This window comes from bacterium, assembly GCA_020440705.1.
Classification (GTDB): Bacteria; Krumholzibacteriota; Krumholzibacteriia; order LZORAL124-64-63; family LZORAL124-64-63; genus JAGRNP01.
Window position 1 is genome coordinate 1 of sequence record JAGRNP010000037.1, and the last position, 14,624, is coordinate 14,624.

A 14,624-nucleotide genomic window follows, 5' to 3' on the forward strand; every position below is an offset into this window, starting at 1 on the left:
GCGTTGCGATCCCTTGCCGTAGCTCCGGCTACGGCGGCGGAATCGCGCCTTGATCTCGGCCCGGCCAGGCGCTCCGGGTACCAGAATGAGTTTTTCAACAGCCTGCCAGGCAGAATCAGGCGGAGGCGCGGGCCAGGACCCGGCGCACGTGGGTCAGCAGCTCCGGAATGCCGTACGGTTTGGCGAGGATTTCGTCGTCCGGGCCGACTTCCTGTTCTTCGCGCAGGGCGCCGGGGTCGAAGCCGGAGGCGAACAGCACCGGCACGTCGGCCCGGATCGCCCGGAGCGCCGCGCACGTCTCCCGTCCGCCCATGTGCGGCATCACCATGTCGAGCAGCACGAGATCGATGGTCGCCGGCCGCGTGCCGAACACGGCGACGGCCTCCCGCCCGTCCGCGGCCGTGAGCACCTCGTAGCCCACGCGGCGCAGTGCCCGCGCCGCCAGTTCCCGGACGCTCGGCTCGTCCTCGACGACGAGGATCGTGGCGTCCGCGCCGGCGACGTCCGTCTGCGCGGTGCCCGTCGTCTCCGTTGTCCCCTCGTCCCGGACGGCCGACGGCAGGAGCACCGTGAAGACGGCGCCGGCGCCCGGTGCGCTGGCCACACGGATCGTTCCCTCGTGGCGGGACGCGATCCCGATGGCGGCCGCGAGGCCGAGGCCGGTGCCGGCCCCCACCGCCTTGGTGGTGAAGAAGGGTTCGAACACCCGCGACGCCGTCTCGGGAGCCATGCCGGGGCCGTCGTCGCGCACCTCGACGGCGACGAACGGTCCGGGCGCGAGGTGGGGGGTGTCGGCGCAGTCGGACTCGTCGAGTTCGCACCGCCGCGCGGCGACCGTGATCGAGCCCCGCCGGCCCACCGCCTCGCGTGCGTTGTCGAGCAGGTTGCGGAAGACCTGCTCCACCTGGTGGGGGTCGACGGCCACGGGCAGTTCCCCGTTCGGCAGCGCGAGGTCGAGGGTGACGCCGTCCGGCAGGCGGGGCCCGGATTCCCGCACGACGTTCTCGAGCAGCCGGCGCAGGTCCTGCCGCTGCGGGAGCGTGCGCTGGCGCTGGCTGAAGGCGAGCAGCTGGCGCGTGAGGGTCATGGCGCGCTCGATGCCGCGCTCGATCTCCTGCAGGTCCTCGGCCGTCTGGCCGGTGGGGTTCGTGTCCTGCACCACGAACTGCAGGTTGCCCAGCATGGCCTGCAGCAGGTTGTTGAAATCGTGGGCGATGCCGCCGGCCAACTGGCCCACCGCCTGCAGCTTGCGCGACACGACGAGCTGCTCCTCGAGGACCCGGCGCCGCGTGATGTCGCGGCCCACCGCGGTGACGGCCTGCACGAGGCCGTCGTTGTCGCGCACCGCCTTGAGGGACCAGGCCTGCCAGGCGTTCCCGTCGACGGTCAGGGACCGGTGCTCGTCGTAGGCATGGTAGGGCGGCCGCACCAGCCGGGCGAGGACCCCGGCCGTCCGTTCACGGTCCTCCTCCTGCACGAGGTCGAGGAAGCTCGTGCCGAGCAGCTCCTTCTCGGGTCGTCCGGCGGCGGCGCAAAGACTCGGGCTGACGTACTGGAAGCATCCGTCCCGGTCGAGCTGCACCACCAGATCCTGCTGGTTCTCCACGAGCAGCCGGTACCGCGCCTGGCTGGCCCGGAGCGCTTCCTGGCGGCGCAGGAGCAGGTGCAGCAGGTACGCCAGACCGGCCACGAGCAGCACGCCCAGGACGGCGAGGATCTCGTCGGCCGGCGTCGAGGCCGAGGCCAGATGGCTCGCCGTCGGGCTCAGGTGCAGGGTCATCTCCCGGTCGACCACGCGCACGGGCACGTCGACGAGCCACGTCCCGTCCGGAGGTTCCGGGTCGCCCAGGTGGCGGTAGGCCAGTCCCGTCTGCCCTTCGATCAGTTCGAACGAAACGCGGCGGCGAAGCGTGGAGTCGGGCAGGCACGCGTCGACCAGGGGTTCGATGCGGAAGACGCCGTTCACGAGCCCCAGGGGGCGGCCCGCGAGGTCTGTCAGCTGCTGGTAGATGGCAAAGCCCTTGCCGCCCTGCAGCAGTTGGATCAGCGGCGTCCGCAGGGGCCCGTCCTGGGCGGCAGCGAGCTGGATCGCCGTCTGGACGGCGGGGTCGGGATGCTCGTTGAGGTTGCGCCCCAGCACGCCGGGATTCGTCGAGTCGGGCACCACGACGGCGATCTCCCCGGACGGCCGCACCCAATTGATGGCCTGGAACGACGGGTACCGGCCGACGAGCTGGCCGGCCCGCTCGGCGAAACGGCGCCGGACGTCGTCCGCGCTGCGGAACTGCCGGTCGGCGAGATGCGAGAGCAGGCCCGCGCGGTCGTCGATGAAGGTCTCGAGACGCCGGCCCACCTGTTCGGCCAGGAGCCGGTTCTCGAGGACGATGCGGGTCTGCTCGACCCGTTCGATGCGGAGGAAGAGGAACACCGTTCCGAGCGATCCGGCCAGGAAGAACGTGAGGGGCAGCAGGTAGATCCGTCGGGGCAAAGGCACGGGATCTCCGGGCGGCGCGAGCGGTGGAGGGCTGTCGCGGACTGTCGCGGACGATGGGGCGACCCTATACTATGCCGACGGGCCCGCCGATTTCAACCTTGCAACCGCCGGCGCCGGCGTCGGGAGCACCATGGCCAGGCACACCTTCCTCTTCTTCGTCGACGGCTGCGGCTGGGGCGAGACGGACGCGGCCGTCAATCCGCAGCACGACTACCCCGGCGAGCTGTTCCGCCTGCCGCGGCGACCGCCCGCGGGAACCGCCCCGGTGCCCATCGCCCGGGGCGGCTGGGCGCGCCCCCTCGATGCCGTGCTCGGGGTTCCCGGCGTGCCCCAGAGCGCCACGGGCCAGACGACCCTGCTGTCCGGCGTGTCGGGGCAGGGCGCCCTGGGCAAGCACCTGACGGGGTTCCCCAACGAGACCCTGCGCGCGATCCTGCTGGAACACTCCGTTCTCAAGGGATTCACCGACGCCGGACTGCGGGCCCGCTTCCTCAACGCCTACCGGCCCCGTTTCCGGGAGCTGTCCCGGGAAAAGCAGCTCACCCTCTCGGCCACGACGGTGGCCAACCTCGCCGCCGACCTGCCCTTCTTCGATCTCGACGACGTGACCGCCGGCCGCTCGATCTACCAGGAGATGACCAACGCCGAGCTCATCGCACGGGGCTTCGCCGTCGCGCCGCTGACCCCGGTCGCCGCCGGGCGCATCGCCGCGGCGTCCGTGCGCGAGCACGATTTCCTGCTCTACGAGTACTTCCAGTCGGACAAGGCGGGACATTCGGGCGAGCGGGAGCGGGTGGTGGCGGAACTGACGCGGCTCGATGCCTTTCTCGGCGCCGTGCTCGACGAGCTGGCCGGGGATCTGGCCCGCGACACCCTCGTGCTGCTGTGCAGCGATCACGGCAACCTGGAGGACGCTTCGACCCGCCGCCACACCACGAATCCGGTGCCGCTGCTGGCCTGGGGGGCGGGGGCGGCGGAGTTCGTGGCGCCCCTGGCGCGGCTCGACGAGGTGACGCCGGCGATCCTGGCCCGGCACGGGGTGCGGCGGGGGTGAGCCGGACGGCCGGCTAGGGCAGTCGGCCCTCGAGGAAGAAGACCTCGAACACCTTCTCGTGGAAGATCGGCCCGTGGCCGAAGTAGCCCTCTTCGCCGAAGAGCTCCCCGTGGTCGGACATGATCATGAAGTAGGTGTTGTCCGGGCAGCGGTCCATCAGCTTGCCGACGACGCCGTCGAGGTGCTCGACGCAGGCGATCTGCTTCTCGTAGAAGGCGCGGAACTGCTCCGGCGTGAAGAACTCGTCCTCCTTGCGGTCCTTGATGAACTCGGAGGGGTTCTTCAGGAAATCGTCCAGGCCCTTGAAGACGCCGTGGACGCCGCTGATGTGGGGCAGGTCGTCGGCCGTCTCGCCGGGCAGCAGATACGGGTAGTGGGTCTCGCCCGTGTTGATGAAATGGAAGGTGGGGCGGTCCTTCGTGGGGTTCATGCCGGCGAAGCCGTCGCCGCCGTCGAGGATGAGCGACAGGTCGTTGTGGCTGGGCGCCAGCTCGTAGCGGTCGAAGTGCTGGCTCATGGCCGTCATGGGGTTCAGCACGGGCAGGCTGACGACGCCCTCGGTGCGGAAGCCCTGGCTGCGCAGGAAGTGGGGCAGCGAGAGCTGGGGCACGAACTTGCCGAACTCCACGTCCTTGATGTTCAGCCGCTGCGACCACAGCGCGAACTCGTCCCGGTACACGTTCGAGGCGAAGACGCCCTTGGGGCTCAGGTGCGGCACCATGCCCATCAGGAACGTGAAGTGGCTGGGGCTGGTCCAGCTGGCGTAGCTGTAGCGCTTCTCGGCTTTGCCGATGCGGTCCATGTTGGGCGTCTTGGCAGCCTGGTAGGCGTCGAAGCGGCAGCTGTCGAACACGATGAAGAAGACGTTGTTCAGCGGACCGTCGCCGCCGAAGATGCGTTTGACGCCGTCGAAGAAGCCAGCCATGTCGTTCCCCGGGTTGGAGTGGGCGGAAACTGCCCCGACAATGTCATGCCTGGGCCGGGAATCGGCAAGCGGGGGAAACGGCAACGGGCCGCCGGTGTCGGGGTGCCGGCGGCCCGTCTTCTCGCAGGGGGAAAGCGGCGGAGCCTACAGGGCGTCGTTCATGGCCTCGGCCAGGTCTTCCTTGCTCTTGAGGCCGACGAAGCTGTTCACCGCGTTGCCGCCCTTGAACAGCATCACCGTGGGAATGCCGCGGATGCCGAACTTGGCGGCCAGCTCCTGGTTGTTGTCGACGTTGACCTTGCCGACCTTCGCCTTGCCGTCGAAGTCGCCGGCGAGCTCCTCGATGATCGGGCCGATCATCTTGCAGGGGCCGCACCAGGGGGCCCAGAAGTCGACGAGCACGGGCACGTCGGCGTTGATGACCTCGGCGTCGAAGTTGTCGTTGGTGATCTCGAGCACGTTCGCCATGGTATCCACCTCTCGGATTCGGGGACCGGCCGGGGCCGGGTGTTGTGTCTGACTCGCTCGGGCAGCCTGAAGCAGGTGGTGTGCCAAGAATCGGGTCACGATGGCCCGATTCATAACTCATTAATTATAAACATTTTGAATGATATGCTGGAAATCGCCGCCCAGTTTTCCCTCGCCCGCAGCGTCGCATGCAACGATAATGTTGCAACGAAAACGTTGCCTGCAACGCCGGAGGAATCATGCCGTCCCGACCGACCCCCTCGGTGTCCATCGAGCACTTTCTCGGTCGCCTGCCCGGGCACGCGATCATCGAGATCATCTCGGCCCTGAACGAGGGCGTCATCGCGCTGGACCCGGACCTCCGCATCGTGGCCATGAACCCCACGGCCGAGCGCATGCTCGACCGCGACGCGGCGGCGCTCATCGGGGCCCCGGTGTGCGAGTTCTTCGGCGACCCCTCGTGCCCGCGCGACCTGCTGGCCGAGACCCTGCGTTCGGGCGACTCGATCATCGACTTCCAGACGACGATCAGCTTCGGCGACGACCGGCGCGGCGACGTGCTCCTGCGCTCGGTGCCGGTCACGGGCCGGGAGGGACGTCCGCTCGGCATCGTGCTGATCCTCGGCGACGTGACCGAGGTGACCGACCTGCGCAAGCGGGTCGACCGGCAGTTCCGGCTCGGCGACATCGTGGGGCGCGACCGCAAGATGCGCGAACTCTTCGACCTGATCACCGACGTGGGCGACAGCGAGGCCACCGTGCTGATCCGGGGCGAGAGCGGCACGGGCAAGGAACTCGTGGCGCGGGCCGTGCACCGGGCCAGTCGGCGGCGCGGCGGCCCGTTCGTCCAGGTGAACTGCTCGGCCCTCTCGGAGCACCTGCTCGAGTCCGAGCTCTTCGGTCACGTGCGCGGGGCCTACACCGGGGCGGTGGGCGACCGGCGCGGCCGCTTCGAAGAGGCCCACGGCGGCACGATCTTCCTCGACGAGATCGGCGACGTCAGCCCGGTCGTGCAGGTGAAGCTGCTGCGCGTGCTGCAGGAGCGCACCATCGAGCGCGTGGGGGACAACCGCCCGATCCCGGTGGACGTGCGCGTGGTGTCGGCCACCAACCGCGACCTCGACGCCCTGCTCGCCACCGGTCGCCTGCGCGAGGATTTCTACTACCGCATCAAGGTCATCAGTCTCCATATTCCCCCCCTGCGGGACCGGCGCGAGGACATCCCGCTGCTGGTGTCCCACTTCGCCGCGTCCATCGCCCGGCGCGAGCACCTGGCCGAGATCCCGGCCATCGGCGGCGAGGCCATGACGGCGCTCATGCGCCATGCCTGGCCCGGCAACGTGCGCGAGCTGGAGAACGCGCTGGAGCACGCCCTCGTGCTCAGCCGGGGCCGGACGGTGCTGCCGGCCCACCTGCCGCCCGAAGTGGGCGCGCCGGCCGGGACCGGGCCGCGGGGCCTGGGCGCCGTGCCCCGCCACAGCGACGCCGAGCGCGACGTGCTGGCGGCGGCCCTGCGCGAGACGGGCTGGAACCGCAGTCGGGCGGCCCGCCGCCTGGGCATCGACCGCACCACCCTGTGGCGCAAGATCCGCGAATACGGCCTCGAGCCGGACGCCTGACCGGCGCGACCCGAAAGGAAGACGATGAACGGCAAGGTGAAGAAGGGTCTGGGCATCGGCTGCCTGGTCGTGCTGCTGGCCGTGGTCGCCGTGGCGGGCGGGGCCACCTGGTACGCGGCCCGCATCAACCGCGAGTACAAGGAGGTCGCGCGTTCGGAGAAGATCCTGCGGGCCCAGGTGGGGCCCGACGCCTTCCGGCCGCCCGCCGAGCTCGACGTCGCCGCCGACCGTCTCGACGTGTTCCTCGCCGTGCGCGATTCGCTGTTCGAGGAACGCATGGACCTGGAGGCGGCGGCCACGACCTTCGCCCGGGAGCGTGAGCGCAACCGCGCGGGCGGGCTGAAGGGCTGGTGGAACCTGCTGGGGGCGGGGTCGGACCTGGCGCCGGTCTACGCCGCGTACTGGGAGACGCGGAACCGCGCCCTGACGGCCCACCGCATGGGCCCGGAGGAGTACGCCTGGCTGTACCGGGTCGTCTACCAGCGCTGGCTCGGGCGCGATCCGGACGACGGGCGCGAGAGCGGGGCGCCCGGTCCGGCCGAGCTGCCGCCCCTCGTCGGCGAGCTCACGCCGGCCAGCCGCGACGTGCTGGCGCCGCGGCGCCTGCGCCTCGAGGCGACCTACAGCCCGCTGCTGAACCCGGTCGAGCTCATTTTTTCGGGTCCGGAGGACTGACGTCCGGATCCGCTTCCGGTCCGGCGCGCCGCCGCCGTTCGCGGACGGCGCGCTGGAGCAGGAACTCGATCTGGCCGTTCACCGAGCGGAACTCGGCGTCGGCCCAGGTCTTCAGCTCGTCGTACAGGGCCGGGCTCATGCGCAGGGGGAATGCCTTGCGGGCCGCCATGCTACTGGTGCAGCGTGCCCGTATTGACGACCGGTTGGGCCGCGTGCTCGCTGCAGAGCACCACCAGCAGGTTGCTGATCATGACGGCCTTGCGGTCGTCGTCGAAGTCGGCCAGACCCTTCTCGCCCAGTTCGGCGAGGGCCATCTCGACCATGCCCACGGCGCCCTCGACGATCTTCGTCCGCGCGGCCACCACGGCGCTGGCCTGCTGCCGCTGCAGCATGGCGTGGGCGATCTCCGGCGCGTAGGCCAGATGGCTCAGCCGCGCCTCGATCACCTTCACGCCGGCCTTGTCCAGCCGCTCCTGGAGCTCCTTCTGCAGGTGCTCGCCGATCTCGTCGGTCGTGCCGCGCAGGGTGAGCTCGGCGTCGTCGCCGTCGTAGGGGTAGGCCCCGGCCAGATGCCGCACCGCCGACTCGCTCTGCACGTGCACGTAGTGCTCGTAGTCGTCGACGTCGAACAGCGCCTCGGCCGTGTTGGCGACCTTCCAGACGACCACCGCCGCGATCTCGATGGGGTTGCCCACCGAGTCGTTCACCTTCAGCCGCTCGCCGTTCAGGTTCCGCGCCTTGAGGCTGATCTTGATCTTGCGGAAGAAGGGGTTGGCGTAGCGCAGCCCGTTCTCGCGTGTGGTGCCCTTGTACGCCCCGAAGAGCAGCAGCGCCACCGCCTCGTTCGGGTTCACCACGAAGAGCCCCGAGAGCATCACGAACGAGACCAGGAGCAGGAAGACGCCGCCGAAGAGCACGGCGAGGTCCTTGCCGCCGACCCCGGCGATGAACATCCAGATCGAAACGGCCATGACGAACAGGCCGAGGCCGAGCATGCCCCAGCCCGATGCGGTCGTCGCCTTGCGTTCACTGTGCATGTGGTCCCTCCTTGAATGGGGTGATGGCGGGATGATATCACTTTGATCCCCATAGAGCAAGAGGGAAGGGGTTGCGAGGCGCCCAGCGGCTCCGAGAGGCAAAAGTCGCCGCCGGGCGCCTCGAAACCCCTTCCCTCGCGCCCTTTGGGGAACGAAGTGGCACCTTCCATCACTCCGTTCGGGGGGGATGGGGGGAACTTTCCCGGGGGGCGCAGACGTGTTGGGCGGGACGGCTCGCCGCTCCGTGCCCCGTCATCCCGACCCTGTTCATCCCGCAGAGATCGAATCGACACCGGCCTCCCTCACCCCCCGGAGGGAGGTGTGGGACGGTGTGGCGTCCCCTGATCCACAAACGCACACGGCCCGGACTGTGCGCAGCCTGTCCGGGCCGTGTGCGTTTGTGGATCAGGGGATGACCGACGCCGCCCTACGCCTCCCTCTCGCACCAGATGGCGACGAGGTGGCAGAGCGTCTCGGTGGCCAGTTCCATGTCCTTGACGCAGATCCACTCGCCGTAGCCGTGGAAGTCCTGCTCGCCGGTGAAGATGTTGGGCGTGGGCAGGCCCTTGGCCGTGAGGGTGGCGCCGTCGGTGCCACCGCGGATGCTGCCGCGCACCGGCTCCAGGCCCGTGCGCCTGACCGCCTCGAGGGCGTATTCCATGGCGCGCGGCTCCTTGGCCAGGTCGTACTTCATGTTGCGGTAGTACTCCTTGATCTCCATGCGGTACGACGAGCCGGGCCACCTGTCGCAGGCGGCCTGGGCGTGGGCGGCGATCATCTCGGCCTTGGGCTTCAGGCCGTCGAGTTCGAAGTCGCGGATCAGCAGGTGCACCTCGGTCTCGCTGGTGTTGCCCTTGATGGAGATGGGGTGGATGTAGCCCTGCTTGCCCTCGGTGGTCTCCGGCGCGCCCTCGCGGGGCAGGCCGGCCACGAAGTCGCCGGCGACCTTCACCGAGGGGATCATCTTGTCCTTGGCGTAGCCGGGGTGGATGTCGCGGCCCACGAAGGTGACGATGGCGCTGTCGGCGCAGAAGGTCTCGTCCTCGATCTCGCCGCGCTTGCCGCCGTCCATGGTGTAGGCCACCAGGGCGCCGAACCCGGCCACGTCGAAGTGCTTCACCCCGGCCCCGACCTCCTCGTCGGGTGTGAAGAGCACCTTCACCGGGCCGTGCTTCCAGTCCGGATTCTCGTGCATGCGGGTCAGGGCCTCCATGATCTCGGCGATGCCGGCCTTGTCGTCGGCGCCCAGGAGGGTGGTGCCGTCGGCCGTGATGATGGTCTCGCCGATGCATTGCTGCAGGTAGGCATTCTCGGCCGCGACGATCCTCTTGCCGTTGTGCGGCAGTTCGATGTCCCCGCCCCGGTAGTTCTCGTGGAAGGTGGGCACGACGTTCTCGCCGCTCACCTCGGGGTAGGTGTCCATGTGGGCGATGAAGGCGATGGGCGGCACCTTCTCGCAGCCCGGGCTCGCCGGCAGGGTCGCCGTCACGTAGCAGTGGTCGTCGACGGTGGCGTTGCCCAGGCCGACCGCATGCAGCTCGTCGACGAGGATGCGGGCCAGATCGAACTGGCGCTCGCTGCTCGGGTAGGTCTCCGCGTCCTCGACGCTGGTGGTGTGCACCTTGGCGTACCTGACGAAGCGTTCGACGAGGGTCGGGAAACGGGAATCGGTCTTGCGCTCGAGCATGGGGGAGGCCTCCTCCGGGGGTGATGGGGCGGACGGGACGGGTCCGGCCGCGTCATGGTCGCACGGTCCCATATTCGCCCAAGGACGGCCGGCAGGCAAGGCGCGGATCGGCCGCCAGAGAGGAGGGCACAGGCCCGGTATCCCATGCGTTTTCCTTGTTTCCCGGGCTTTCGAATGCTAGCGTTCGGGGCGATTGCGTGTCCCCCGGCGGCCCGGCGCGGCCGACCGGTATTCGCCCCCACACACCCAGGCGGAGGTGCCCATGGACGTCGGCAGCGGCAGCAAGAGTCTGCCCGAGAACGCATACCGGAAACTGAACGCGGGCGAGTCGTACACGCCCGTGGTGCCCGCGGCGACGATCGTGCCCGAGATCACGGGCTACTCCCTCGGCATGGGCATCTTCTTCGCCATCGTGTTCTCGGCCGCGGCGGCCTACCTGGGCCTGAAGATCGGCCAGGTCTTCGAGGCGGCGATCCCCATCACGATCCTGGCCATCGGCATCTCGGCCGGCGTGGGCAAGAAGAACGTCCTGCAGCAGCACGTCATGATCCAGTCGATCGGCTCGGCCTCGGGCGTGGTGGTGGCCGGCGCCATCTTCACCCTCCCGGGCATCTACATCCTGGGTCTGGACCACCTGACCAACTTCACCCAGATGTGCCTGGCCTCGCTGCTGGGCGGCTTCCTGGGCATCCTGCTGCTGATCCCGTTCCGCCGCTACTTCGTCAAGGACATGCACGGCGAATTCCCGTTCCCCGAGGCCACGGCGTCGACCGAGGTGCTCGTGGTGGGCGAGGCCGGCGGCGACCAGGCCAGCGTGCTGGTCAAGAGCGGCGGCATCGCCATGCTCTTCCAGCTTCTCAGCCACCAGACCCTGGGCGTGTGGCGCGAGACCTTCTCGACGACCGCGTTCTCCTGGGGCCAGAAGATCTCCCAGCAGGTGCGCCTCGAGTACCACATGCTGACCGAGGCGGCCGTGCTGGGCCTGGGCTACATCATCGGCCTGCGCTACTCGCTGATCATCGCCTGCGGCTCGTTCCTGAGCTGGTGGGTGATGGTGCCCATGATCGGCATGCTCGGCAAGGGCGTGCACGTCGACGGCACCCTCTACCAGCTGCCGGCCCTGGCCGGCATGGACACCGGCGACATCTTCTCGAGCTTCGTGCGTCCGGTGGGCATCGGCGCCATCGCCATGAGCGGCCTGATCGGCGTGTGGAAGAGCCGCGCCATCATCGCCGGCGCCATCAAGCTGGCCATGCAGGCCGGGCAGCAGGGCGTCGACGGCCAGGTCGAGCGCACCCAGCGCGACCTGCCCTCGAAGCTGGTCACGACCCTGACCTTCGCCGTGCTGGGCGTGGTCTTCCTGTTCTTCTGGTTCGTGGTCAAGGTGACGCTGGTGCAGGCCATCGTCGGGCTGCTGCTCGTCGGCGGCATCTCGTTCCTGTTCACCACCGTGGCCGCCCGCGCCATCGCCATCGTCGGCAGCAACCCCGTGTCGGGCATGACGCTGATGACCCTGATCATCAGCTCGGTGGTGCTGCGCGCGGTCGGGCTGGGCGGCGAGAGCGGCATCGTCGCCGCCTTGCTCATCGGCGGCGTGGTGTGCACGGCGCTGAGCATGAGCGGCGGCTTCGTCTCCGACCTGAAGATCGGCTACTGGCTGGGCACGACGCCGGCCACCCAGCAGAAGTGGAAGTTCGTGGGCACGGTCTTCGCGGCCGTGGCCGTCACGGGCGTGATCATGCTGCTGAACGCCACCTACGGCTTCCAGAGCGAGGCCCTGCCGGCGCCCCAGGCCAACGCCATGGCCGCGGTGATCGAGCCCCTGATGACGGGCCAGCCGGCGCCGTGGCTGCTCTACATGGCGGGCATCTTCATGGCCCTCATCCTCCAGTGGACCGGCCTGCCGGCCCTGGCCTTCGCCCTCGGCATGTACCTGCCCCTGTCGGTGAACACGCCGGTCCTGGCCGGCGGCATCATCGCGCACCTGGTGACCCGGGGGGGCAGCGCCGAGCAGCAGAAGAAGCGGAACGAGCGCGGCACGCTGATGGCCAGCGGTTTCGTGGCCGGCGGCGCCATCATGGGCGTCCTGGCGGCCCTGGGCCGCTTCGCCGGCATCACCATCACCGGCGACCAGGAGTGGAGCGTCGACCACGCCATCGGGCTGGCCCACTGGGCCACCGAGAATGCCGGTTCGGCGCTGGCGGCGCTGGTCGCCTTCGTCCTGCTCGGCTATTATCTGTATCGCGGCGCGCGCAGCGCGAGCTGACGCCGCCCCGGATGACGAGAAATCCGTCGGGCCGCCCGTTCCTGCCGGAGCGGGCGGTCCCGTGTTCCCGAACCGACCCCGACCCTGCGGAGTGACCATGGAGTGCCCCTGCGGATCCGGTCTCGCCTACGAGGCCTGCTGCCAGCCGATCATCACCGGCGCCACCGTCGCGCCCACCGCCGAGGCCCTCATGCGGGCCCGCTACTCGGCCTATACCCAGGTCGAGCTCGAGTTCCTGAACGAGAGCCTGCATCCGGACAGCCGCGAGGACAGCGACCCGGAAGGCGCGCGGGACTGGGCGGAGAACTCCACCTGGCACGGCCTCGAGATCGTGGGCACCACGCGCGGCGGCGCGGAGCACGACGAGGGCGAGGTCGAGTTCGTGGCGACCTACACCCACCAGGGGCGCGAGCAGGTGTACCACGAGATCGCGTCGTTCGAGCGGGTCGAGGGGCGCTGGACCTTCAAGGAGGGGCGGCCCGGCGTGCGCAAGCCCACCGTGCGCGAGGAGCCGAAGATCGGGCGCAACGATCCCTGCTCGTGCGGCAGCGGCCGCAAGTTCAAGAAGTGCTGCGGGGCCTGATGCGCCGTGCGCCGGTTCCGCGGCACGCTCATCCTCCTGGTCGGGATCCTGCTGATCTCGACGGGCCCGGCTCCGGTCCGGGCGCAGGAGCCGGGGACGACGGCGCCGGCGGCGGCCGCAGCGGACTCGGCCGGGGGCGAGGGCAACGTCGTCGACAAGCTCCTCAGGCGCTACTTCGGGAACGACCGTCCCAGCGGTGAGGCCCTCGGCGGGCGGGCCGTCGACATGGTCTCGCCCTACGCGGCCTACGAGGGCCTGCCCATCGAGGTGGTCATCGTCAGCCAGGTGGCGCGCTTCGACGACGAGTGGCGCGCCGGGCTGGGCACCGGCACGGCCGTCCTCAACTCCGTGACGACCCCCTTCCAGACCCACACCCGCGACAGCACGATCCGGCAGTACCTCCTGTTCAAGCGCGGCGAGAAGGTCGATCCGTTCCGCCTCGCCGACACCGAACGCCTGCTGCGGCAGCTCGAGTACGTGGAGGACGTGCGCATCCTGCTCGTGCCCCTCAAGGGCGAAATCGAGTCGGTGGCCGTCGTCGTCGAGACCCGCGACCGCTGGCCCTTCGGCGTGTCCGGCAAGCTCAAGGGCGCCGGCTGGTTCGAGGTGAGCCTGTACTCGTCGAACGTGGCGGGCACCGGCCTGCGTTTCGACAACCGTCTGGTCGTGCGCGAGAAGTACGACCCGGAGGTGGGGTACCAGGGCGTGCTGCGGCAGGAGAACCTGGGCGGCACCTTCATCACGGGCAGCCTCGAGTTCGAGGACTCGTACCGTCGCCTCCAGAAGGTGATCAGCTTCGATCGCGATGTGGCGTACCCGGGCATCCGGGCGGTGGGCGGCGCCTCGTGGCGGCGGGTCCGGGAGCGCGACCAGGGGCCGGCGCCGGACGAGCGCGAGGTGGGCGACTACTGGGGCGGCTGGGTGGTGCCGCTGGCGGCGCGTCCCGTCCGCGAATCGACCTCGCGCCCGCTGCTGGTGCCGGCGGCCCGCTTCTCGCGCACGACCTTCCTCGACCGGCCCACCGTGGCGCGCGACAGCCTGACGCGCTACCACAACAACCAGAACTACCTGACGGGCGTCACCTACCAGAACCTGCGCTACCTGCGCACCAGCTACCTTTTCGGCATGGGCGAGACCGAGAACCTGCCGGACGGGTTCGTGAGCAAGCTGTCGGGCGGCTACCAGGACGGCGAGTTCCACGACCGCGGCCAGCTCTGGCTGGAGAACTTCTGGGTGCGCGCCCGCGAGAGCGGCAGCCTGGTGGCCCTGCGCGCCAACTGGGGCGGCTTCTTCCGCTCGGGAAAATTCGAGGACGGGCGCCTGCTCCTCGGCGCGCTCGGCGTGACGCCCCTCCTGGACAAGGGGGACTGGAGCTATCGGTTCCTGGGCCGGATCTCGTACCAGAGCGCCCAGGGGGGCAGCCTCGGGCTGCAGCTCGGCGACCGCACCGGCCTGCGGGGCATGGACAACGACCAGGTCTTCGGCGACCGGCGCCTGGTCGGCTCCCTCGAGCACCGCGCCTTCACGCCCTGGTCGCTGCTGGGCTTCCGCTTCATGCTGCTCGGCTTCCTGGACGCGGGCACGACCACGGCCCGGGACGAGCCGGTCCTGGGGGGCAAGTACTACGTGAGCGCCGGGGTGGGCGTGTGGATCCGGAACCCGGACCTGGTGCTGCCCGCCCTGCAGATGAGGGTTGCCTTACTCAATTCCATCACAGATAAAGGAGTCGTGGTCGGGTTCAAGGTCGGCAACGTCGGATCCGTCGACATCGCCGTGCCCTCGTCCCGTCCCGGCAGCTTCGTGCTCGACTAGCCAA

Annotated in this window: 12 protein-coding genes; 6 read left to right on the forward strand and 6 right to left on the reverse strand. The window is 69.6% G+C overall.

What is annotated here, in order from left to right; translation table 11 throughout:
* Nucleotides 1–115: 115 nt before the first annotated feature.
* Entirely contained in the window at nt 116–2,494 is a 2,379-nt protein-coding gene (locus KDM41_07670) for a PAS domain S-box protein (protein MCB1183296.1), read from the reverse strand.
* A 130-nt stretch (nt 2,495–2,624) separates the two neighbouring features.
* Between KDM41_07670 and KDM41_07675 the strand changes: the two genes are divergently transcribed.
* Nucleotides 2,625–3,548, forward strand: coding sequence for an alkaline phosphatase family protein (locus KDM41_07675; protein ID MCB1183297.1), 924 nt, complete (start codon nt 2,625–2,627; stop codon nt 3,546–3,548).
* A gap of 13 nt (nt 3,549–3,561) precedes the next feature.
* Here KDM41_07675 and KDM41_07680 read toward each other — a convergent pair whose 3' ends face one another.
* Both KDM41_07680 and trxA read right to left on the reverse strand, forming a co-directional pair.
* A complete protein-coding gene (locus tag KDM41_07680; GenBank protein MCB1183298.1) occupies nt 3,562–4,473 on the reverse strand; it encodes a sulfatase-like hydrolase/transferase in 912 nt (303 codons plus the stop codon).
* 144 nt (nt 4,474–4,617) lie between these two features.
* The gene (gene trxA, locus KDM41_07685) at nt 4,618–4,941 is read right to left on the reverse strand and encodes a thioredoxin (protein ID MCB1183299.1); all 324 of its coding nucleotides are present in this window, start codon (nt 4,939–4,941) and stop codon (nt 4,618–4,620) included.
* Nucleotides 4,942–5,180: 239 nt separating this feature from the next.
* On the opposite strand from trxA, the gene KDM41_07690 reads away from it, so the two are divergent.
* Nucleotides 5,181–6,560 (forward strand): sigma 54-interacting transcriptional regulator, encoded by a 1,380-nt coding sequence (locus tag KDM41_07690; GenBank protein MCB1183300.1) that lies wholly within the window; start codon nt 5,181–5,183, stop codon nt 6,558–6,560.
* 24 nt (nt 6,561–6,584) lie between these two features.
* On the forward strand, nt 6,585–7,235 hold the full coding sequence (locus tag KDM41_07695; GenBank protein MCB1183301.1) for a hypothetical protein: 651 nt from the start codon (nt 6,585–6,587) through the stop codon (nt 7,233–7,235).
* Here the strand turns inward: KDM41_07695 and KDM41_07700 are convergent.
* The 3 genes from KDM41_07700 to pepT all read right to left on the reverse strand — a co-directional run bounded on the left by KDM41_07700 (nt 7,210) and on the right by pepT (nt 9,959).
* The gene (locus KDM41_07700; protein MCB1183302.1) at nt 7,210–7,404 is read right to left on the reverse strand and encodes a hypothetical protein; all 195 of its coding nucleotides are present in this window, start codon (nt 7,402–7,404) and stop codon (nt 7,210–7,212) included. The genes KDM41_07695 and KDM41_07700 overlap by 26 nt on opposite strands.
* A gap of 1 nt (nt 7,405) precedes the next feature.
* Nucleotides 7,406–8,272, reverse strand: a complete 867-nt coding sequence (locus tag KDM41_07705; GenBank protein MCB1183303.1) for an SPFH domain-containing protein — start codon at nt 8,270–8,272, stop codon at nt 7,406–7,408.
* Between the two features lie 427 nt (nt 8,273–8,699).
* A complete protein-coding gene (gene pepT, locus KDM41_07710) occupies nt 8,700–9,959 on the reverse strand; it encodes a peptidase T (GenBank protein MCB1183304.1) in 1,260 nt (419 codons plus the stop codon).
* A 262-nt stretch (nt 9,960–10,221) separates the two neighbouring features.
* Here pepT and KDM41_07715 point away from each other — a divergent pair, with 262 nt between their 5' ends.
* The 3 genes from KDM41_07715 to KDM41_07725 all read left to right on the forward strand — a co-directional run bounded on the left by KDM41_07715 (nt 10,222) and on the right by KDM41_07725 (nt 14,620).
* Nucleotides 10,222–12,225 (forward strand): oligopeptide transporter, OPT family, encoded by a 2,004-nt coding sequence (locus tag KDM41_07715; GenBank protein ID MCB1183305.1) that lies wholly within the window; start codon nt 10,222–10,224, stop codon nt 12,223–12,225.
* A 91-nt stretch (nt 12,226–12,316) separates the two neighbouring features.
* Nucleotides 12,317–12,808: a YchJ family protein gene (locus KDM41_07720; protein ID MCB1183306.1), complete on the forward strand. Its 492-nt coding sequence runs from the start codon at nt 12,317–12,319 to the stop codon at nt 12,806–12,808.
* 6 nt (nt 12,809–12,814) lie between these two features.
* Nucleotides 12,815–14,620 (forward strand): hypothetical protein, encoded by a 1,806-nt coding sequence (locus KDM41_07725; protein MCB1183307.1) that lies wholly within the window; start codon nt 12,815–12,817, stop codon nt 14,618–14,620.
* The last annotated feature ends 4 nt before the right edge of the window (nt 14,621–14,624 follow it).